We start from the raw sequence: 19,950 nt of genomic DNA on the forward strand, positions 1-19,950 counted from the left end.
TATGCCAAATCAGGAATCATTCAGAATAACAGAGAACTTCCCCATAGGAATATGCCTGATAGACCGGAATTTCAGGATAATTTACCGGAACAAAATCCTTGAAAGATGGTCGGCGAATAAAAATTCAGAAATAATAGGCAGATCTATTCTGGAATGTTACCCTCACCTTAAAGATGCCCTCTATCTTGACAGGATCAAGTCTGTTCTTAACGGCGGCCCTCCCGACATATTCTCATCTCAGCTTCACGAACCTCTGATTCCATCCTACCTTCCAGATGGAGAGAAGAGAACACAGACATTTACCCTGATGCCTTACACAGGAGATAACGGCATCTCAGGTGCCATGATCATTATTGAGGACGTAACTGAACTCAGAAAAGAGGTTGAGGCATACAGGAGAATGAAGGATAAAGCAGTCACTGCCCTGAATGACCGGATAGAAGCAGAAAAAGAGGTATTAAGAGCCAATGAGGAGGCAAACCTCTACCTTGACATTCTCCTTCATGACATAAACAATCTGAATACAATTATTCTTGGATATTCAGGACTGCTTGAGGAATCAGATGATAAATCAACAGAGGATTTTGCAAACCGAATATCACTCGCAGCAAAGCGAAGTGCAGGCATAATAGAATCGGTCTCCGGCATCAGGAAAATAAGGGAGGATAATTCCGAGCTTATCCCTGTATCTCTCGATAAAGCAGTAACAGATGCAGCAGGACATTTCAAAGATTCAGCCATTGAATATTCCGGAGGAGGGTGCAGGGTTATGGCAGATGAACTCCTCCCTGATCTTTTCTTAAATGTCATCGGCAACAGTATAAAATACGGCGATAACACTGTAAAAATTAAAATTACAGCAAAAGATTCCGGAGAACACATAGATATAAAAATTGAGGATGACGGGCCGGGAATTCCTAAAGAGAAAAGAGATGAAATCTTTGACAGGTTCAGCAGAATTAAAAACACAGGGGCCGAAGGAAAGGGACTTGGCCTTTATATCGTAAAAAATCTTGTTCAGAGATATGGCAGTGATATTTCAGTTACAGACTCAGAGATCGGTGAAGGAGAGAGAGGAATAGCGTTTACATTCAGACTTTTAAAAGCCCGAACCTAAAGAAATATCAAAAAAAATAAAAACTGGATTTTTCCAACGAAAAAAAGCCCTTGCATAAGCAGGAAAATAATGAATAAATCACCCTCCTGTCAGCATTTAGACGTTAATTACCTGCTGTAAAGATCAACAGGATCAATTACTGCATCAATTACCAGATCAAAGTCAATCTCATTAACCCAGCCTGATTTTTCAAACATGCTCATGCAGCAGCTTCCGATGACCGTACAGTCATATTTTGAGATTACTGCGTTCATATCCGCAGCAGAGACAGGGACGTTGTCCATCGAAAGTCCGCCCAGAATTACAATTAAGGATGGATCAACCTTTTCTGCCCCGCCTGTGATCTGCATCCCGATTTTTGGTACATTTACCAGGGACTTCGCTGAAGATTCATCCAGAAGCGGAACAAAAATATTCTGTACCGGCATATCCCTTATGGCATAGGAGAGCAGCTCCACAAACGGTGTGCATGTACCCGGACACCCGTAATAAACGATCTGTGAGCCTTCTTTTAGATCCATATTAGTAACATATTCCTTAAACGGCCTTAACATTCCGGGAATTCCCTTAAGGGTTGAAACTTTTTCCATATAATCCAGATTTAGTGTGAGAATATAAAATGATACCGTACCGGAAATTCTGCTACCTCAAATATTATGAAATATAAAATACAGAAGTGATCATGCAATGCAGAAATATTTTGACTGCCATGATACGGAATTTCTTGAGGAGATACTTGATGTTCCCTGCATCATATGTGACAGTAATATAAATATATTATATTTAAGCAAAAAATTCAATAAAATTATCTCATATATTCAGGAATTACCTGATGAAAAAAGCAGATCCGAATCTGAAGGTCCAAAAGAACATATTCCGGAAATAAATGAACAGCTGAAGCTTAAACTAAATACGGAAGAGAAGGATACGATAAAAAAGACAGAAATTACCCTGAACGGCAACAGGTTCATATTTTCAGTCAGAAAATTCAGCGGCAATAACAAATCAGAAGGATTTATCCTCAGATATGAACCGGAAGTCGAACCGGCAGACTGCGTTGTACATGTAATGAAACTCAATAAAATACTGCATACAATAAACAGAATAATCTGTGCCACATCGTCTGCTGAAAACCAGAGAGATCTTCTGCCCATTGCTCTGAGGATGACAGTCGAACTGATGAACTTCGATGCCGGAGCAATATATTTCCCCGACAGTAATCTGAGATCAGCATCCATGGATGTCTATTACGGACTGTATGACCTCTTCTTTGACTCCAAAATTAACCTTAAATCAGAAAATTCAAACTATTCAGGAGTATTCAGGGACAATAAAGCTATTTACACGGAGCAGTATCTTGGTGTGCCGCATGAGGAGAATGAGAGCGGAGTCTTCTCAATGGCCATAATTCCGGTTATTACAGATGAAAAAACCATCGCAATACTGAGCATTGCCACAAGCAATATCCACAGGTTTTCAGAACTTGAGAAGGAGACTCTTGAAGCGATAGGAAAAGAGATAGGCGGATTTATCAGGCTTGTAAAACTCCAGAGAGAACTTATATATGCCAATGAAGAGGCAAACCTCTACCTTGACATTATGACCCATGATATAAACAATGCAAATCTTATATCACAGGGCTATCTTGAAATTCTCGAAGAGATTTCAGCGGATAAACCGGAAAAATATGTGAAAAAGGCACTATCAGGAGTTGTTCAGAGCAGTGATATCATCAGGAATGTATCTGTTATCCGGCGTTTCAGAGAAGATAAGCTGAAACTTAAGAAGATATCTCTTGACAGAATACTTACTGAGATCATCCGGAATTACCCGGATGCCAATATTAAGTATGATAACTGCGGGCTTACTGTTACAGCTGATGAACTTCTGCCTGAGGTATTCCTGAACCTCTTTGGAAACAGCTTAAAACATGGCGGCAGGGACACCGCAATTACAGTATCTGCAAAAGAGGAAGAAGGGAAGGTTTTTGTTAATGTCTGCGATGACGGCACCGGAATTCCGGATGATAAAAAACCGGATATATTCAGGAGATATTACAAAGGCAGGATTCAGTCTTCCGGAAAAGGGCTGGGCCTCTCCATTGTGCAGATGATCCTTGAAAGATATAAAGCAAATATAACCGTAAATGACAGGGTCGCCGGAGATTACAGAAAAGGTGTCTGTTTTAGGATAACTTTCGAAAAATAAGTCAAAAGAGAATGTAAAATAGCCGGAATAAAATATTCCGGTTATAACTTACATTCAGATACCTCCTTTTTAAAGAGCCAGTTCCTGAATACGAGCGGTGTTACAATCGTTGTCAGAAGGCTCATAACAACTATTGAGGCATACACCTCCTGCCCGATAAGTGAGAGGTTAAGCCCAAGCAGTGCAACGATCATCGCAACCTCCCCTCTCGGAGACATTCCAAAACCTATTGCCAGTGAGTCCTTTCCGGAATAACCGAGAAGTTTTGCAGGAATGCCGCAGCCGATAACTTTAGTCAGTATTGCAATAACTGTAATCACAGATATGAATACCAGTACGGAAGCCGTCAGCACTTTCAGGTCAACAAGTATCCCAAGAGATACAAAGAACACCGATGCAAATATTATATAAAGATATTCTGCCCCTTCCGCCAGATTGTGGCTGTGTTCAAGGTTTATTCCGTTAAAGGAAACTCCGGCGATAAACGCACCGATAATTGCAGATATGCCGATAAATTCTGAAAGTGCGGCAAAGAGAAATGCCGTCATTACTGCAAAGATGAAGACAAATTCCGGGTATTTTTTCGCAACCGGACTTTTATCCATCTTCCTGATGAGCTTTGAGACGAACATGATTCCAACAAGTGCAATCAGGATCAAAAAACCGACCTGCTTCACTATTATGAATATAAAACTCTCAGGAGTGAAATTTCCGGATGCGACATCTGCTGTCACTGAAAGTGCAAGCAGACTGAGTATGTCATCAATAACTGCTGTTCCTATTATTGCCTTTGCGACATTTGTATCAAGCAGGCACATCTCTTTTAAGACATTGGCAGTTATTGCAATGGACGTTGCAGTAAGCGCCGTACCTATAAACAGGGCACTTTCCGGGCTGTAACCAAAAGCAATGGATACAAAGTACCCTCCAATCCAGGGCACAATTATACCGATCAGCCCGATAATTCCGTACCTGATATTGGTAAGATCTTTTATCTCAAATTCAAAGCCTATCACAAACATAAGAATGACAGCGCCGAGGCCTGCAATGGCCTGAACAAATTCGGTATATGTGATAAGTCCAAGGACAGACGGGCCGACTATAAGGCCAAGAATAATCTCGCCCACCACCGCAGACTGGTTTATCTTTGATGCCAGAAGGTATCCGGCAAGTGCAAAGAATAAGAGCAGGGTCATCTGAAGTTCAAGGTTTGGTACAGCACTCATTTCCTGCATATTAGAACCGGAGGGTATATCAGTTTATTGGAGGAATGACAGTTAAAAGATTCATATACTGCCGGTTTAAGGACTTACTGCGGATAAGATCAATGTGAACCCATAAAAGCAGATTAAGAGGAATAATATGATTAATTCACAGACCAAAAAGAATATTCAGGAACGTTAGTTTTGGCATAAGGCCAATAATTATTAAAAATGCTGTATCATAATTCACTGCCTGATCCAAATGAAAAATACTGATGCGTTCACCGGGCTTGAGGCCGTCCTTATTCTCATAGCATTCGTGGTAGTGGCAGCTGCATTTTCATTTGTAACACTAAATACAGGATTTTTCACCATTCAGAAGTCACAGAAGGTGATCTATGATTCAGTTGATACAACCGGACAGCCGGTTATAACCGAAGGTGCAGTCTATGGCCTTGCCAATGATACCAGCAATAAGATAAACAGGTTCAGAATAACCATAGGCTCACCCTACAGGTCTGAATATGTAAAGGATCTCAATAATTTTAAGATCACTTTCACCAATTATGACACAATTCTTAACATCCTTCCGTCAGATCCCCTGTACAATTCTTCAGGGCCGGAGATAAACCACTGGGCAGTTGTCAGGGCTGAAAAAGAGAGTGGTGCAGACATTCTGTCAGGCACTGAAAAAGTCACAATTGAAATTCTTCTCAGTCCGGAATATGAGACCGGCCCAAAGGAGGAGTTCAGGATATCAATCATTCCGGAAGGCGGAGCACCCTTTTCAATATCGTCAGACGGGCCCGACTCGATAAAAAAGATAAATATAATTCAGAAGTAGCCAGACATCCACAGTTTCTGCCACCTAATTTAAATCACATCCGGGCAATATTAATTTTCAGGAGTGATGATGAGATGGCACATCCGGGCAGAATTAAAGTTCATATAATCTTTCAGATAATATTAATAACACTATTGTTGATTACACCGGCAGTCGCAGATCAGCCCACCGTAATTGTGACTGACACAGAAGTCTCACCGGCGGTGATGATGCCGGGTGAGAAGGGGCTGATAACATTTACAATCAAAAATACTGCCACAGCGGCAACTATAACAAAGACTACCGGAAAAACGGCAGTTAGTGACGGGACAACAGTCAGCACAGAGATATATCCGACAATAAAAGGGGTGTATCTTGACGGAAAGAAGGATATTAAGGTTCTTGGCGGAAATTCGCAGTTTTCAGGTGACATCGGCCCCGGACAGGAGATTAAACTTACATTTCTGATTCAGGCACCATCAGAGAAGGGCATATATTTCCCGGTCCTGCTAATCGGAGTCTCAGATGCTGAAAATCTGAAATACCCGGTTCCTGTTAATGTCAATATGCCAATATCTGCCATGAGAAAACCAGTCATCACCCTTGAGAGAACAAATCCAGGATATGCAGTTCCGGGCGATAACTTCACGGTTGACTTTACGGTTACGAATACAGGAGAGAGCACTGCCGGGGATCTGACCATACGGATTGAACCGGACAGTCCGTCAGTCTCTCCGATGGCAAAGTCCCTATTTTACGCAGGCGATATGAAATATGGCGGGAGTTATGCCTTCAAAGTTCCTCTTCAGACAGACAAAAACGCAGAGACCGGCATATATGATCTTCCTGTGAAGATCACCTACAGTAACCCGGATGGAAATTATGTGACAGTTACTGAGACAACCGGAATTGACTTTCGCGGGAATGCTGAACTTTCCATTGCCTCACTGAAGACCGACCCTGTTCTTATATCTGAAGGGGATGAATTTGAGATCCTGATAAGAATTGAAAATACAGGAACAGGTGAGGCAAAATCCACCTATGCAAGCCCTGACATTCCCTTTGAGGGGACAAAAGGTGCATTTGTCGGAAAGATTAAGCCAAACAATGATGCTCCGGCAGTATTTACATACATCGCCGGAAAATCGGGAGATTACCGGTATAACCTGACAGTAGAATATGAAGATGATACCGGAGCATACAGTGAAAATTACATGCTCAACCTCAATATCAGAAAGGATAACGGCTGGATGGGCATTGCCGGAGTCTTAGCAGTTCTTGCCGTGGCAGGGTTTGCTGCGTACCGTTATTACTCCAGAAAGAAATGAGGGCAACCGGATGCAAAATGATCTTAAAGTGTCGGCATTTCTTGCTGTAAGAGCAATTAAGAGGGGGGGCAGGGCAGGGTTTTTACTGAATGTCCTGATCATTGCAATGGTATTTATGAATATGATACTCCTCTCCTCAATAATCTCAGGTTCTGTCAATCTCTTTTATGAGCAGACGATTGACTATGAGACCTCAGATGTGATAGTAAAACCAGATGATGATAAAAAGGTTATCAGCTCATCAGATGAACTGACAGATAAGATCAATGGAATTCCGGGTGTGAGGCGTGCAGCCCCGCACTATTCTATCGGGGCTACACTCTCAAATGAGGATAAATCTATAAGCATCCCGGTAACCGCAATAAAGCCAAGGGATGAGACTGAAGTTACAAAGGTCAGTGAGACAATTACTGAAGGCAATTATCTTGGAAGCGGAGATCTTGATGAGATAATAATCGGCTTTCAGGTTGCCGGAAACGAGGACGAGAGGAAAGACTTTTTTGATTCTCTTGGAGGGGCTAAAGTAGGCGACACCATCGAAGTTGCGTTTGCAAACGGAGTAATAAAGGAGTACAGGATTAAAGGGATTTTTCAGACAAAGTCCTGGACAGTCGATCTATCGGCGTTTGTTACATGGGATGAGATGAATTCTGTACTTGGATATGAGAACACCGAAGCGTCTGAAATTCTGGTAAAATCAATGAAAGGCTACTCTCCAGAAGAGGTGAAGTACAGCATGCTCACCTTTAATGTGCCCGATAAAATACAGACATGGGAGGAGTCAATGACCGGAATTATTGAGGAGTCACTTGAGACTTTCAGCATTATAAACAACATATCTCTGCTGGTAAGCCTTGTAATAGCCATTGTCGTGATATTTATTGTTATGATGATAAAAGCGATAAACAACAAAAAGCAGATTGCCATTTTAAAAGCAATCGGGATTCACAAAAATATCATTGTAAACTCCTATGTCATTCAGGTGCTGCTGATCTCAATCATAGGGATAATTCTTGGACTTATCGGCATTGAAGGCATAATTGCATATTTCACAGCCCATCCGATGGAGTTCCCCGACGGAAACGTGACTCCTTATGTTGAAACGGCCGTTCTGATTGAGAATGCTGTCATGCTCATAGCAGTGTCATGTATCGCAGGCTATATCCCTGCCAGAAGAATTGCCGGAGAAAATATTTTAGAGGCAATGAGGTGAGGAAAAACTTATGATCACATTAGCTGATTATGGCAATCTGTCCGGCAGCCGGTTTATTTCCGGAGATGAGTGTAGATGCTGATAGAAGCACAGGATCTTACAAAAATCTATAAGATGGGTGCTGTTGAGGTTCATGCACTGAGAGGTGTTGATTTTTCAGTCGGAAAGGGTGAGTTTGTCGGGATTACAGGTTCCAGCGGGAGCGGGAAATCAACCCTTCTCCATCTCGTGGGCCTTTTGGACGATGCAACGTCGGGCAGCCTTGAGATCGGAGGGGTTGATGTATCCGGACTTACTGATCATGAAAAGACAGAATTCCGGCTTAAAAGATTTGGTTATGTCTTTCAGGACTATGCCCTTGTATCTGAACTGAATGCAGTGGAGAATGTATATCTGCCATCCCTTGCCAGAGGGGAAGATAAGGAGAGGGCAGAAAAATCAGCCCTTGCCATGCTGAATACCGTAGGCATAGGAGAAAGATCAGATCACCTGCCGTCTGAACTTTCCGGTGGGGAACAGCAGAGGGTATCGATCGCCAGGGCACTAATAAACAGTCCTGAGATCATGTTCGCCGATGAGCCATGTGCAAACCTTGACAGCGTCAATTCCGGAAATGTTCTGGATCTCTTCAGAAAGGTGAGTGAGGAGTCAGGGCAGACCATTCTGATGGTCTCACATGAGGAATGGCATGCAGAATATTTTGAGCGTATAATAAGGCTGCATGACGGAGCGATTGCAGAGGATAAATATCTGTGAATTTTAAAAGGCAATACAGGATTTGACTGCCCATTGCGGGAATTATCGGAAAATCAGCTAAAATCAGCCACAGATTATATTATAATTAAAGCCAATGTTATTTCTATGAACAGCAGAACGGCAGGATTTGGATATGCTGCAATATTAATTGCAGTTCTTATTATGATAATCCCTGCATCGGCAGAAACGGTATGGGAAAACACTGAAATTCCTGTTGAAAACGGAAGTTTTACAGGAGGAGACATCTCCGGGGACAATATAATATTTCTGAAATCGGAAGGTATGGATCTCAGTTTAAACCTATGGCGTCATTATTCGGTTGGAAATATTGAATTTTGATAGCCATTTTTCAGCTGAACGTCCACCTTCAAGCAAGTTTATGAATTCTTCCAAATACTCCAATCTCTTACTGTCAGAATGTACAATTTCTTTATGTGCATATGGCCTCACCAGTTCACTTGCACTGCTGATCTCTTCAGCTGTAATATCCTGTATCTCTCGAATAAAATCTTTTATGTCATAGAGAATTTCTCTCACATAAGTTTCATTCTCAAGGTTTGAGAAAATGGCCATTAGTGCACCATATTGTGCCATTTCGTTTGTAGTTCTATTTCTTCCGGTTCGTCTTCGTATGTGCATTCTACTCCACCTATGGCCGCGTTCTTCAATATTATTATCTCTCATAATGTCAACTACATTACCAAATGTGTCTTTTACTTCCACAAAAAGTTCATCCATGTGTTTTCTGCAGTTGTTTGTTATTTGCCTTGCTCCGCGGAGTAATTCGCCCCCTTTGGTTACTCCATCTATGTCAATGGCATTCAGAATGATCTCAAAATCGTCTCTCATATTTTGAGCATTTGTGGTTATCATATCACTTCCATTTTGACTTAAGTGCCTGCCAACCCTTAAAGTAATCCTCACTTTCTCAAACCATTCCCATATCTTTTGAATTTTAGAATATTGGGAGTTTATGCCTGCATTGTTTGTGATATCATCTAATTTTTCAGAAAACTCCTTAATTTCACATACGTTAACTTTATGGGCCATATTCCATTCTAATATTTTGTGGGCCATTATTTGGACATCTAAAATTCTATTCATTATTTCAAAGTAGGGTAAACCAAATGGGTAATTTGAACTCCTTTCACGGCAGATAAGAAGATGCTCTATAGCAAGAATAATCCATTTTTGCTCTGCGAAGAATATATCTTTTTCAGAACCATGATGTTTTATTGCACTGAGGTCCCCTTTCATTTTCTTGATTTGACTTAGGATCCTCATTTTCACAATATCTTTGCGAAAAGTAGAGTATCTGGTTTTAAAAATGGTTTTACCAAGATTTTTAACGAAGTGATACTGACAAATTTGGTGCTTTACGTCAGGAAAAATCTCAAATGCTGCATCTCGAATCTGCTTGCTCATATCTCTAACAATGACTATTGGGTCCCCCAATAGTGATTTTAAGTTATTCAGGAAGATTTTAACATATTTTTTGCTCTCTGTTGGTATAATTTGGGCATCCATTGTAATTCCTGTATCCCCGTCCTTTGCCATAAAAACAATTTCATTTCCTGCTTCTCCGGTCCCATCCAGGTGAAGCTTTGCGCCACCTTCTCTCTCAAAAAAGGACTTCATTTGAGGCATATGTCTTTTGTGCAGAGCATAGAACCTTAACAAAAGCTCTTTAGACAGATTAGATATTTCACCAGTTGAAATACTAATTCCTCGAGATAAAAGAATGGTTCTTATTTCATCTCTTTGGAAATCAAAAAGAAATCGCAATAAACCAACAGCAACCATTATTTTAGTATCAAAGTTGCGTCCGGCAGGGCATATTTGATTGAAAATTGAGATTAATGGTTCATTACACGCACCATGTTCTTTACAGTATTTATAAACTATATTAAACCTGATCTCTCCCGATAATGTTTTAACTATTCTTTTAGCTGCTTTTTGGACGTAGAGTCTTTTTTTACAGACTGGGCATCTGTTATGGATTTTTTTGAGTTCTTTGGGTGGGAAAGGGAAATAGAGTACGTTTTTTTTCCAAAGTCGTAGGTAATACCTACACTCTTAAGGGATTCACGCGAGACAGGGTGTCCCATATTTTCCAACATATCTAATACCTCATTTGGAGTTAATTCTCTTTCAGTTAGTTGATTGGCTAAAAAAGAAAAATGGTCTTTATCTATAGTAAAATTATTTGGAAAAGATGGATCAGTCCCTAAAGGTCGGATGTATCGCTGGACAACTTTTCCATCAATTCGAACAGATTCAACTTCAGCAAAGTAGGTCTTAACATCTCCATTTTTGTTGTGACGAGTGTATTTCCGTATGTATGACACCCATAGTGATATATATCACCACATATATGAAACCATTGATTTAGAATTGAAAGTCAGATCAAAATTTAAAAGGAATGTAGGCTGTTTTGAGAGGGATTTAGGGAGTTATAAATCCAACTCTATTTTGACGCCATAGGTTTAAACAGGATCTGCCTTTACAACAGAGACGAAGAGAGAGTCAGAATAATTGGCACCCCGTCTCCGGGCATGACTGTTACAGGATACGGAATTTCAGGCAGCTACGCAGTATGGTTTGAGGAAGATGGGAACCCCTTTGAGATGAATGAATCGCTGACAAAACCAAATACAATATATCTGTTAAATCATGAGGATAACACAAAAAAAGCCCTCAATCTCTCATCAACCGCAAAATGGCCAAAGATAAGCGGTGAGAGAATATTCTGGTCGGAAGATGACAACAGTTCATACACCGGCATTGCAAATATCTATGACATCCGGACAGAGGAAAACACTGTAATTCCGGAGATAAAATCCATAGACTCTGCGGGAATTGTATTTGACAATGAAAATATAGCTTATCAGAATCCCCGTGGCGGAATTGACATATACAATACCAAATCAAAGGAAAACATATCTGTATTTGTCCCTGAACACAGCAATATTTCAAATTCCGGTATTGAATCCTTTGACATGGCAGGAGATTACGTAATATATTTAAAATCAACAATAGTTTTTGAAGGCACTGACAGGGGAAGTTATGATGAACCCTATATATATGAAATATCCACCGGCAGGACAGGTCTCATAAATCCATTAACCGGAGAATTCACAGATTCACTTACAAAAGATGAGAGAAAAGCTACTATAACTTCACCTTTCACAGACGGAAAGAGGGTTGGATTCGGCCTGATTAAAAGCGAGTCAGAATCCACAATTATACTAATCGATCCTGTTACAGGAGATTCGTCTATAATTCCGGCTGACGGTTCAGTCAGCAGTATTCGCATTGACAACAGCCGGATGATATGGGGCAGGTCAGTATTCCCGTCCTTTGATAGTGAACTTATCTATGCTGAAGAGAAAGGGGAGAAAACTGAATCAGCAGCTGCTCCCGGATTTGCAGTCTTTGCAGGAATAACCGGGGTGTTACTGTCAGTTCTTATTTTAAACCTCAGGAAGGGAATTTAAGCTCCCTTTTTGGAGATTAACGGGAAAATCAGAAAAAATTATGAAGAGATCTGCCTCTTCATAACTCTCCAGAGCCTGATTCCGTTTACGAAGAGCAGCAGGCCGATAAGGGACGTTATAAGGCCAAGAGTTATAAGTAAAATTCCGATTATTGTCGCCGGCTCCACGAACATATACACAGAAAGTGGGAGTGAAATTACTGCAATAATCATACGGCTTATGAAACCTTCGGGAACGGCACTTCTTCCTTTTTTTACACGCATCAAAAGCATAAGGGCGCTTGCAAGCATCCATAAACCCAAAACTGCCATAAGAACTGTAACCCACAACTGAAGCGAGAGATCAAAGGACACAATTCCTGCAATTAAAACAGCCACACCTCTGAATACATCCGTCCATGTGAATGATTCTGAATTTTTTGCTCTGAAAGGAGCAATGATCATAAGCAGTCCGACAACTGAGATCGCCGCCGGAATTATGAATCCAAAAACTCCCCGAAATATATTAAGCGGATTTAGAATGATATGAAATCCAAAGAGAAGCAGGAATATACCGGCAAAAACTGAAAGGTGCCATTCCCTCTTCTGTTCCTGAAGGACTTTTTTTGTATCCTTAAACTCCTTTCTCCTGATGTCTGATATTAACGTTATGAAGGTGTCACCTATCATCAGGAGAAGGGGAGCATCGTCAATCAGATGTAGAATCGGGTTCTTTTTTGGGTCATACCTGTCAAGATGCACCCGCCACTCACCCTCCGTCTCATGAACATGAAATCTTCCCTTGCGGTAGCTTGCAATTGTCTCCGGCGATGGCACATTAATGTCTGATTTCAGCCATTCAGCTCCAAGTGGTTCAGTTACTTTTTCCTTCGGAATCTCAACTTCCCAGACACCCTGGCTGAGGGGCTGAAGAAAATCATCAAGCCTTGTCAAATATTTACACTCCCTGATATTTTATCAGTTTATAGATTAATAACAGGGTCGATAAAAGTTTCATATACCCTGCCTGTTGCCATATCAGTTATACTGTTCATCATACAAAGATACCTGACAGGATCACCCTCACACAGGTACAAATTGCTGATGCCATGTCAATCGTACAGTTCATCATCCGGAGAGAACCTCCGCCCCAACATTTATTCAGTTATAAACCCGATAGAGGAAATTATGAATGGCAGAATACTCATTGCCTGTGCTACAAAATACGGCTCCACGTATAAAATAGCTGAATTCATGGGTGATGAACTGAAAAAAACGGGATTATCAGCAGATGTATATGCGGCAGAGGATGTAAATGATGTCTCAGCCTATAATCTGATAGTCATCGGAAGTCCGGTTTACGCCGGAAAATGGCTCCCTGATGCCACCAATATGGTACAGAGAAATCTTGCCGTGCTCAAAGGAAAGAGGGTTGCATTCTTCACAGCCGGAATTTCAATGAAGGACGATACGCCTGAAAACAGGGAGAAGCTAAAAGAGGCTTCAGGGGAAGCAGGAAGAGAGATAAACCCGGTTTCAGAAGGTTTTTTTGCAGGAAAAATTACTTACAGGGAACTATCATTCCTGCATAAAATTATGATTAAGGCAGTAAAAGCACCGGAGGGTGACTTCAGGGACTGGAAGAAGATTAGAGAATGGACACTGTCCCTTGCAGAATATCTGTGAACAGGTTCTTTCAGGGAAGTATTATAAGAAATAATTATGCTGACAAGATTATTTCAGGAGAAGAACGGAAAACAGCAGATAAACAGAATAAATATTGTAAATCTGACAATCAGAGCGGTCATCAGGAAAAATTACGGCAGGGACGATGCAGAACTCAGCAATAACAAATAAGGAGATAATACTTGCATTAATGGTTGTTCTGGCAACCGCCCTTATTTCACTGACAGTGATAATCTCAACTCCTGCCGGCATGCAGTTTTACGGAGATACTCTGATCCGGCTTGCAGGAAGTGAAAGCCATGAGGCAGGATTTTATGCCAGTTCAAAGGAGGATTTTTCAGAGATTTACAGCCTGAACGATTCATCCGGAAATTTCATAGCTTCATTTGAGGAGAGTTTTGGCACTGACAATAAAAAAGAGAACTTTTTCTTCATCTTTTATGACATCAGAGATCCGGATAACATATGTATCCGCACGAAATACGGGATTAACAGATATGCTGATCTCATATACATGAACAGACGGTGCATATGCAGTTCTCCTGATCTCTGCTGCAAAGAGTGGTAACAGGGGGTTTTAATGAAGGGACACTTTAGCTTTGACCGGAAGATTGTCCTTGCATTATGGCTGACTGCTGTAATTCTGATCCTCTCAGTTTACTTTCTGGATCCTGAGTTCTTTGAATTATCAAAGCTTGGTGCATTTGCAGAAAAATATTACTTTCCGGCCCTTATGATCTACTTTATTGTATTATCATTCCGGGGGCTTACGCTTCTTCCGTCAACTCCGGTTCTTATAGTCGGAATCCTGGTATTTAACCCGTACCATGTATTTTTCGTCAATATTGCCGGATTTCTGGTATCTGCAACGCTTGTGTACCGTTATTCAGGATATCTTAAGCTTGGTGATTACTTTGAGAGTAAATTTCCGGGAGAGATTGTGTGGATCAAAAATCTATTCAGAAAGAAGGAGATTCCAATCATTGCCGGGTGGAGTGTCTGCCCGTTTGTGCATACTGATCTGATAATCTACGTCAGTGCATCGCTTAATATCCATCTTAAAAAATGCCTTGCCGGTGTTTTAATCGGTGAGTCATTCATCAACGCCTTCTACATATTTTCAGTTACGAATATTCTCGGGCTTTAGATGACCGGACTTGTTACATTATAATAAGTAATGTCCGGATTAATAATTCTGTAAATATTACTCTGTTTCCACAGGATCAGCAGTGAAAATAACCGTAAAATAGTCGAATAGGGACACAGAATTACTTCTGCGTCCCCTTCTAAGAACGAAGCGTGCGATTTTCACCGCACTTCGCTCAAGCCCTTTACAACCCAAATTCAGGGCGGCTTCATGTGAAATATGATAGTTTTGTTTGAATCCAAGGTGTTTGTTTTCGTATCTTTTCAGTTCTGTTGTAGAAATATTCCTGATCCAGATAGGGACTTGCTTCAAGTTTTACCATTGAGTGTCTCCTAATTTTGGTTTCCGCAAATGAATTAAGATTGACGGATTCTGACTTGAAGACCCAGTTTCTAGCTCCTTCCTTATGCCAGTATCGTTGTGCAATCCATCTTTTGCCCTTATTATGATGTCTGCGTTTTGCCCATCTCCACAACATGTTCCAAAGGATAAAATCCAATTTTTGATATGTCCTTTTCGCAACAATGTGACGGTGATAATTAGCCCATCCTGTAATGAGAGGATTTAACTTTATAATCAGATCTTCTTGCGTCCAGGCAGCGCCCCTATGGATAATTTCTTTCATCTTTTCAATAATTTTCTTAATTGAATTTCGAGAGGGTTTTATGAGAAGTTTTCCGTTATATTTCCGAAAATTCCAGCCCAAAAAATCAAACCCTTCATCAATATGAGTGATTAGTGTTTTTGATTTGGAAAGTTTTAATCCTCTTTTAGCGATGAATATCTGAATTTGCCCACAGATTTCTTCCGCAATGTCCCTTGTAGGGGCAGTAACAAGGAAATCATCTGCATAACGTATGAAGTGAACCTTCATATTTGGAAAATTATCATCAAGCATTTTTTCTATGCCATCTAAGGCTATATTAGCCAATATCGGCGAAATTATCCCTCCCTGCGGTGTACCTTTATCTGTTGAGTAAAGCTTTCGCTCAAATACAAATCCAGCCCTAAGAAACTGATTTAAGACCGATTTCTCCATAGGTACGTTTATTTTCAGCCATTCATGTGAGATATTATCAAAACACCCCTGAATATCTCCTTCCAGAATCCACATGGCGGATTTTGGATGGTGAAGACAGAAGAATGCATATTGTGCTGCATCTTGGGTGCAACGAAATAATCTAAATCCAAATGAACGTTTATCAGCACGAGTTTCAGCAACTGGCTGGAGTGCAAGTGTATAAAGAGCCTGCATGGCTCTATCGTACATAGTTGGAATGGAAAGAGGGCGTTTTGTTTCTTTACCAGGTTTTGGGATGTAGATACGTTTTAGTGGTTTAGCGTGGTATTTTTTACTGGTTAGACTTAATGCTGCCTTCATTTTATCAGAATGACGCATCCAGCGTTCACCGTCAATACCCGCTGTACGAGCACCCCTGTTCTGCGTGACCATTTTTATTGCAAGTAGTTTTGCATAGTGAGAATGAGTCAGCAAATACTGGAGTCGTTTGACGAGATTCCATTTATTTTCACGTGTTGCCTTTGCAATTCGGGTCTGTAGCCTATTAACCTGATGTTTAATTTCTTTCCAGTCAATGGATCTCCATTGATTAGAGTAATCCTGGTCTGTACGTTTCTCACTAATTAGTGTCGTTGAATATCGTACATTCATGGGTATACCTCCTCTTATTGCCGTAAAGCACCAGTAACAAGTTAGCACCTTTTCAGGTTAGAACATATGTCCCTATCCTATCCATTATGGACAGACTTTTGCGTTTTGTTACCTCCTCTGCCCCCTGAGCCATTGAATATTCTCACGAATATCCTACCTCCAAAGGAGGAACTCATGGGGTTTACCATGTTCCATATTAAAGATAATTATGGATGCCTTAGGAGCCATCTATAGACCGGGAATTCTCTGTCCTTTCGTTTCCATGTGAGCCAAGCCATGAAAACCTAATTCCGTGCCATATTGGCTCAAGCGTATCAGCCTTCTTTTCACTTGTTCAGCGTAACGATCTTTATGATGATTCAGTTTTCACTTCTCCATAGCATCCTTATTCTAGCAATTTATCCAGGTAAGGCTCCCGAAGTTTATCACATTGTTCCATGAGCTTCACACAATCCCGTTGCCAAGAATGCATGTCATGGTAGAATTATCCCGAAAGGATGGCATAGCGTTTAGCAATCTCTAATATAGCTTACATGTCGCACTGGCTCCTCGCTGTTTTAAGTAGGTAACATTTGATGGGTTGAATCAGAAATTAAGTTAAATATCTCATAAATCTGGTATTTGACTGAAAAATACGTCACAACCCTGCTGAAAATATAAGTAATTTTATGGAATTTATTATCTTACATTCCGCAGGTAATCACTAATTCACATACAATATTATCATATTTTGAACCTTTGTGATTATATGGTACTAAAATTAATTTTGGTATCATCCAACCATACTTCTTATTAAAATATGGATTATTATTTGCTATTTTAGCCTTGCTGCGGAAAGTAGGATTATAACTACCCACACAATTTAGCGAAGATCCCCCTTTTTTCTATAAGTAATCAGAATAACCACTTCAATCAAAACTATTATTTATGGCTCTTCGCTAAATCCTGTGGGTGATTATAAATTCAATTGTGATGTATTAAATAATATATTTGAGTTAAATACCTCAAAAATTACAGGTAAATAGATTCTATGTTCCCACATAATGACTCATCAAATCAATACTTTCTCTTTGAACAGGCACTTGGAATAACTTCACCTTGGCACATTAAATCTCTTGATTTCAGCTCAAATCTTCAACAAATAGACATATCTGTTGATTTTAATACTGGTGCAAAATTCAACTGTCCAATATGTGGTGCATCACTCTGCAAAGTACATGACACCACTAAAAAGACTTGGCGGCACCTTGATTTTTTTCAGCATAAAGCTTATTTGCACTGTCGAGTACCTCGTGTATGCTGTGAAACCTGTGGAGTTCATGTTGCAGATGTTCCGTGGGCAAGAAAAGGTAGTGGATTCACCTTATTATTTGAATCAATGGTTCTATATCTCATCCAGCGTATGCCTGTGGCTCAAGTGGCAGAATATATTGGAGAGCATGACACGAGATTATGGCGAATTGTGGAATACTACGTTGTAAAAGCTCTTAATAAGGAAGATCTTTCGTCAGTTTCAAGCATTGGTATTGATGAAACTTCTGTAAAGAAAGGGCACAATTATGTAACGCTTGTTGTTGATTATGAAACAAAACGGGTAATCTATGTTTGTGACGGTAAAGACTCATCAACACTAACTTCATTCCGTAATGAACTCCTCGCTCATGGTGGAAATCCTGATTTAATTCACTCTGGTTGCTGCGATATGTCTCCTGCATTTCTCAAGGGTTTTCGAGAATCGTTTCCTGACTGTAATGTCACTTTGGATAAATTTCACGTGATAAAAATCATAAGCGATGCAGTTGATCAGATAAGACGCGGGGAATCAAAAAAGCAACCAATTCTAAAGAAAACAAAATACTTGTGGTTAAAAGATCCTAATGATTTAAAGCCAGAACAGAGAATAGAGCTAAATAATCTCCTTTGTGTTAATCTCAAAACCGCTGAAGCATACAAACTAAAGCGTAGATTCCAAGAATTATGGAACCAAGATAACCCTGAAAATACACTTGATTCTTTAAATAAATGGGTTGTCCTGGCAAATGAATCCAAACTTAAACCCATGATTAGGGTCGCTAAAACAATTAAAAAACATGAGGGAGGTATTTTGAATATTGTCAAATCAGGCATGACAAATGCCATTCTTGAAGGGACAAATAGTCTTATCCAAACATTCAAACGAGCAGCCAGAGGATATCGTAATAGTAAGACTCTAATTAAGATGATTTATCTCAGATTGGGGGATCTCAACTTTGGATTACCCACATAAAACAGCGAGGAGCCTTATTTATTCATATATGGCCATATGTATACTTATGTCCAAAACGGTGAGCCTTTCAGACGAAGCGTATGAAAGACTGAAGAAATGGAAAAATAATGACGATGAGAGTTTTTCGAGTGTTGTTTTAAGAACCATTCCAAGTGTTGCCACTCCTGAAGAATTACATGAAGCTATTAGTAAGATTGGTCGTCTATCTGATGAAGACGCTGATATAATGACTAAAAGCGTCGAAGAGGATTGAATGATCATCTTTGACAGCACATTTTTAATAGACTTAATTAGAAATCAAAACAGCTCCAGACATAAAAAAGCCCTCGCATTCCTTGATGAAATAGTAAAAAGCGGTGAAACATTCAGTACAACATTTGTGAATGTTTACGAACTCTATAAAGGGGCATATGGAACAAAAGACATTCAGGATTCAATAGATAAGATTAATGAGATTCTAAATGTAATTCCCGTAATAAACCATTCAAACAGTTTTTACGCACCATATGGTGAATTATCTGCAAAGCTTAAGGAAAATGGAACCCCTATCGGAAAATTTGATGAACTTGTTGCAACTATTGTAATCTATCAGAGTGCCAAAAATCCGGATGTAAAACTTGTCACTAACAACACGAAGGATTTCATAAGAGTTCTTCCACCTTCCAAAATAGTAAACCACTAAACTTTCTTTTTGGAATCTATAAAAGCCCCGACACATCATGTACTGGAGTTCACCGACAGCATTTAGAAGATATAGTGCGAGAGGCAGGATTTGAACCTGCGAACTCCTGCGAGATCGGATCTTGAGTCCGGCTCCTTTGGCCTCTCGGAAACTCTCGCGCTATTATACATATGCCTTATTAGCTAATAAAATTTCATAATGAATTACATAATAACAACCGGAAATCATCCATCACAGCCACAATTCATGAAAAAATAAAATGTGATCTCTTCCCCCGCATATCACACAGGTTTTCAGTGCCCAATCACTAATTATCGATCACAAATCAACAATTCTCAGTTACAAATCCTCAGTTACAAATACTCAGTTACAAAT

The 19,950-nt window shown here is 40.1% G+C and carries 21 protein-coding genes, 1 tRNA gene and 1 pseudogene; 14 read left to right on the top strand and 9 right to left on the bottom strand.

The window, feature by feature from the left end; genetic code table 11:
* Position 1: 1 nt before the first annotated feature.
* Positions 2-1,117, top strand: coding sequence for a PAS domain-containing sensor histidine kinase (locus L6E24_RS06045; RefSeq protein WP_257743806.1), 1,116 nt, complete (start codon positions 2-4; stop codon positions 1,115-1,117).
* Positions 1,118-1,224: 107 nt separating this feature from the next.
* Here L6E24_RS06045 and L6E24_RS06050 read toward each other — a convergent pair whose 3' ends face one another.
* The gene (locus tag L6E24_RS06050) at positions 1,225-1,707 is read right to left on the bottom strand and encodes a DUF2124 domain-containing protein (protein WP_257743807.1); all 483 of its coding nucleotides are present in this window, start codon (positions 1,705-1,707) and stop codon (positions 1,225-1,227) included.
* 97 nt (positions 1,708-1,804) lie between these two features.
* On the opposite strand from L6E24_RS06050, the gene L6E24_RS06055 reads away from it, so the two are divergent.
* Positions 1,805-3,325, top strand: coding sequence for a GAF domain-containing sensor histidine kinase (locus L6E24_RS06055; RefSeq protein ID WP_257743808.1), 1,521 nt, complete (start codon positions 1,805-1,807; stop codon positions 3,323-3,325).
* A 41-nt stretch (positions 3,326-3,366) separates the two neighbouring features.
* Here the strand turns inward: L6E24_RS06055 and L6E24_RS06060 are convergent, their stop codons facing one another.
* Positions 3,367-4,560: a cation:proton antiporter gene (locus L6E24_RS06060; RefSeq protein WP_257743809.1), complete on the bottom strand. Its 1,194-nt coding sequence runs from the start codon at positions 4,558-4,560 to the stop codon at positions 3,367-3,369.
* A gap of 229 nt (positions 4,561-4,789) precedes the next feature.
* Between L6E24_RS06060 and L6E24_RS06065 the strand changes: the two genes are divergently transcribed.
* The 4 genes from L6E24_RS06065 to L6E24_RS06080 all read left to right on the top strand — a co-directional run bounded on the left by L6E24_RS06065 (position 4,790) and on the right by L6E24_RS06080 (position 8,647).
* Positions 4,790-5,371 carry a flagellin gene (locus L6E24_RS06065; RefSeq protein ID WP_257743810.1) on the top strand — a complete coding sequence of 194 codons (582 nt, stop codon included), beginning with the start codon at positions 4,790-4,792 and terminating at the stop codon, positions 5,369-5,371.
* A 74-nt stretch (positions 5,372-5,445) separates the two neighbouring features.
* Complete coding sequence (locus L6E24_RS06070; protein ID WP_257743811.1) at positions 5,446-6,678, top strand: COG1361 S-layer family protein; 1,233 nt, start codon at positions 5,446-5,448, stop codon at positions 6,676-6,678.
* Positions 6,679-6,688: 10 nt separating this feature from the next.
* The gene (locus L6E24_RS06075) at positions 6,689-7,891 is read left to right on the top strand and encodes an ABC transporter permease (protein WP_257743812.1); all 1,203 of its coding nucleotides are present in this window, start codon (positions 6,689-6,691) and stop codon (positions 7,889-7,891) included.
* A 78-nt stretch (positions 7,892-7,969) separates the two neighbouring features.
* On the top strand, positions 7,970-8,647 hold the full coding sequence (locus L6E24_RS06080) for an ABC transporter ATP-binding protein (RefSeq protein WP_373021265.1): 678 nt from the start codon (positions 7,970-7,972) through the stop codon (positions 8,645-8,647).
* Positions 8,648-8,721: 74 nt separating this feature from the next.
* Here the strand turns inward: L6E24_RS06080 and L6E24_RS06085 are convergent, their stop codons facing one another.
* The 4 genes and pseudogenes from L6E24_RS06085 to L6E24_RS14845 form a co-directional block, all read right to left on the bottom strand.
* A complete protein-coding gene (locus L6E24_RS06085) occupies positions 8,722-8,892 on the bottom strand; it encodes a hypothetical protein (RefSeq protein ID WP_257743814.1) in 171 nt (56 codons plus the stop codon).
* A gap of 55 nt (positions 8,893-8,947) precedes the next feature.
* Positions 8,948-10,450 carry a transposase gene (locus L6E24_RS06090; RefSeq protein WP_257741295.1) on the bottom strand — a complete coding sequence of 501 codons (1,503 nt, stop codon included), beginning with the start codon at positions 10,448-10,450 and terminating at the stop codon, positions 8,948-8,950.
* 134 nt (positions 10,451-10,584) lie between these two features.
* Positions 10,585-10,767, bottom strand: a complete 183-nt coding sequence (locus L6E24_RS06095) for a hypothetical protein (protein ID WP_257741296.1) — start codon at positions 10,765-10,767, stop codon at positions 10,585-10,587.
* A gap of 156 nt (positions 10,768-10,923) precedes the next feature.
* Positions 10,924-10,995: pseudogene (locus L6E24_RS14845) on the bottom strand (hypothetical protein); the annotation flags it as partial.
* A gap of 207 nt (positions 10,996-11,202) precedes the next feature.
* On the opposite strand from L6E24_RS14845, the gene L6E24_RS06100 reads away from it, so the two are divergent.
* On the top strand, positions 11,203-12,144 hold the full coding sequence (locus tag L6E24_RS06100; RefSeq protein ID WP_257743815.1) for a hypothetical protein: 942 nt from the start codon (positions 11,203-11,205) through the stop codon (positions 12,142-12,144).
* 38 nt (positions 12,145-12,182) lie between these two features.
* Here L6E24_RS06100 and L6E24_RS06105 read toward each other — a convergent pair whose 3' ends face one another.
* The gene (locus L6E24_RS06105; protein ID WP_257743816.1) at positions 12,183-13,076 is read right to left on the bottom strand and encodes an HdeD family acid-resistance protein; all 894 of its coding nucleotides are present in this window, start codon (positions 13,074-13,076) and stop codon (positions 12,183-12,185) included.
* Between the two features lie 150 nt (positions 13,077-13,226).
* Here L6E24_RS06105 and L6E24_RS06110 point away from each other — a divergent pair, with 150 nt between their 5' ends.
* The 4 genes from L6E24_RS06110 to L6E24_RS06125 are packed head-to-tail and all read left to right on the top strand — an operon-like array spanning position 13,227 to position 14,955.
* Positions 13,227-13,808: a flavodoxin domain-containing protein gene (locus L6E24_RS06110; protein WP_257743817.1), complete on the top strand. Its 582-nt coding sequence runs from the start codon at positions 13,227-13,229 to the stop codon at positions 13,806-13,808.
* A gap of 36 nt (positions 13,809-13,844) precedes the next feature.
* Positions 13,845-13,979, top strand: a complete 135-nt coding sequence (locus L6E24_RS06115; protein ID WP_257743818.1) for a hypothetical protein — start codon at positions 13,845-13,847, stop codon at positions 13,977-13,979.
* A complete protein-coding gene (locus L6E24_RS06120; RefSeq protein WP_257743819.1) occupies positions 13,954-14,376 on the top strand; it encodes a hypothetical protein in 423 nt (140 codons plus the stop codon). Before L6E24_RS06115 ends, L6E24_RS06120 begins: the two co-directional genes overlap by 26 nt.
* A gap of 12 nt (positions 14,377-14,388) precedes the next feature.
* Positions 14,389-14,955: a VTT domain-containing protein gene (locus tag L6E24_RS06125; RefSeq protein WP_257743820.1), complete on the top strand. Its 567-nt coding sequence runs from the start codon at positions 14,389-14,391 to the stop codon at positions 14,953-14,955.
* Positions 14,956-15,163: 208 nt separating this feature from the next.
* Here L6E24_RS06125 and ltrA read toward each other — a convergent pair whose 3' ends face one another.
* The gene (gene ltrA / locus L6E24_RS06130) at positions 15,164-16,627 is read right to left on the bottom strand and encodes a group II intron reverse transcriptase/maturase (protein WP_257743821.1); all 1,464 of its coding nucleotides are present in this window, start codon (positions 16,625-16,627) and stop codon (positions 15,164-15,166) included.
* Between the two features lie 1,030 nt (positions 16,628-17,657).
* Here ltrA and L6E24_RS06135 point away from each other — a divergent pair.
* Genes L6E24_RS06135 through L6E24_RS06145 form a run of 3 tightly spaced genes read left to right on the top strand, consistent with a single transcriptional unit; the run spans position 17,658 to position 19,575 of the window.
* Positions 17,658-18,893, top strand: a complete 1,236-nt coding sequence (locus L6E24_RS06135; RefSeq protein ID WP_257742375.1) for an ISL3 family transposase — start codon at positions 17,658-17,660, stop codon at positions 18,891-18,893.
* Between the two features lie 46 nt (positions 18,894-18,939).
* Positions 18,940-19,146: an antitoxin VapB family protein gene (locus tag L6E24_RS06140; RefSeq protein WP_257743822.1), complete on the top strand. Its 207-nt coding sequence runs from the start codon at positions 18,940-18,942 to the stop codon at positions 19,144-19,146.
* Positions 19,147-19,575: a type II toxin-antitoxin system VapC family toxin gene (locus tag L6E24_RS06145; protein ID WP_257743823.1), complete on the top strand. Its 429-nt coding sequence runs from the start codon at positions 19,147-19,149 to the stop codon at positions 19,573-19,575.
* 75 nt (positions 19,576-19,650) lie between these two features.
* Here the strand turns inward: L6E24_RS06145 and L6E24_RS06150 are convergent.
* Positions 19,651-19,733, bottom strand: a tRNA-Leu gene (locus L6E24_RS06150).
* Positions 19,734-19,950: the final 217 nt, after the last annotated feature.

The sequence above is a fragment of the Methanoplanus endosymbiosus genome, from assembly GCF_024662215.1.
Lineage (GTDB): Archaea > Halobacteriota > Methanomicrobia > Methanomicrobiales > Methanomicrobiaceae > Methanoplanus > Methanoplanus endosymbiosus.

Coding starts and splice junctions, on each gene's coding strand:
- L6E24_RS06045 (WP_257743806.1), top strand. CDS start 2: ATGCCAAATCAGGAATCATTCAGAATAACAGAGAACTTCCCCATAGGA.
- L6E24_RS06050 (WP_257743807.1), bottom strand. CDS start 1,707: ATGGAAAAAGTTTCAACCCTTAAGGGAATTCCCGGAATGTTAAGGCCG.
- L6E24_RS06055 (WP_257743808.1), top strand. CDS start 1,805: ATGCAGAAATATTTTGACTGCCATGATACGGAATTTCTTGAGGAGATA.
- L6E24_RS06060 (WP_257743809.1), bottom strand. CDS start 4,560: ATGCAGGAAATGAGTGCTGTACCAAACCTTGAACTTCAGATGACCCTG.
- L6E24_RS06065 (WP_257743810.1), top strand. CDS start 4,790: ATGAAAAATACTGATGCGTTCACCGGGCTTGAGGCCGTCCTTATTCTC.
- L6E24_RS06070 (WP_257743811.1), top strand. CDS start 5,446: ATGGCACATCCGGGCAGAATTAAAGTTCATATAATCTTTCAGATAATA.
- L6E24_RS06075 (WP_257743812.1), top strand. CDS start 6,689: ATGCAAAATGATCTTAAAGTGTCGGCATTTCTTGCTGTAAGAGCAATT.
- L6E24_RS06085 (WP_257743814.1), bottom strand. CDS start 8,892: ATGTCTCCTCCTGTAAAACTTCCGTTTTCAACAGGAATTTCAGTGTTT.
- L6E24_RS06090 (WP_257741295.1), bottom strand. CDS start 10,450: ATGGTTGCTGTTGGTTTATTGCGATTTCTTTTTGATTTCCAAAGAGAT.
- L6E24_RS06095 (WP_257741296.1), bottom strand. CDS start 10,767: ATGTTGGAAAATATGGGACACCCTGTCTCGCGTGAATCCCTTAAGAGT.
- L6E24_RS06100 (WP_257743815.1), top strand. CDS start 11,203: ATGACTGTTACAGGATACGGAATTTCAGGCAGCTACGCAGTATGGTTT.
- L6E24_RS06110 (WP_257743817.1), top strand. CDS start 13,227: ATGCCATGTCAATCGTACAGTTCATCATCCGGAGAGAACCTCCGCCCC.
- L6E24_RS06115 (WP_257743818.1), top strand. CDS start 13,845: ATGCTGACAAGATTATTTCAGGAGAAGAACGGAAAACAGCAGATAAAC.
- L6E24_RS06120 (WP_257743819.1), top strand. CDS start 13,954: ATGCAGAACTCAGCAATAACAAATAAGGAGATAATACTTGCATTAATG.
- L6E24_RS06125 (WP_257743820.1), top strand. CDS start 14,389: ATGAAGGGACACTTTAGCTTTGACCGGAAGATTGTCCTTGCATTATGG.
- ltrA (WP_257743821.1), bottom strand. CDS start 16,627: ATGAATGTACGATATTCAACGACACTAATTAGTGAGAAACGTACAGAC.
- L6E24_RS06135 (WP_257742375.1), top strand. CDS start 17,658: ATGTTCCCACATAATGACTCATCAAATCAATACTTTCTCTTTGAACAG.
- L6E24_RS06140 (WP_257743822.1), top strand. CDS start 18,940: ATGTCCAAAACGGTGAGCCTTTCAGACGAAGCGTATGAAAGACTGAAG.
- L6E24_RS06145 (WP_257743823.1), top strand. CDS start 19,147: ATGATCATCTTTGACAGCACATTTTTAATAGACTTAATTAGAAATCAA.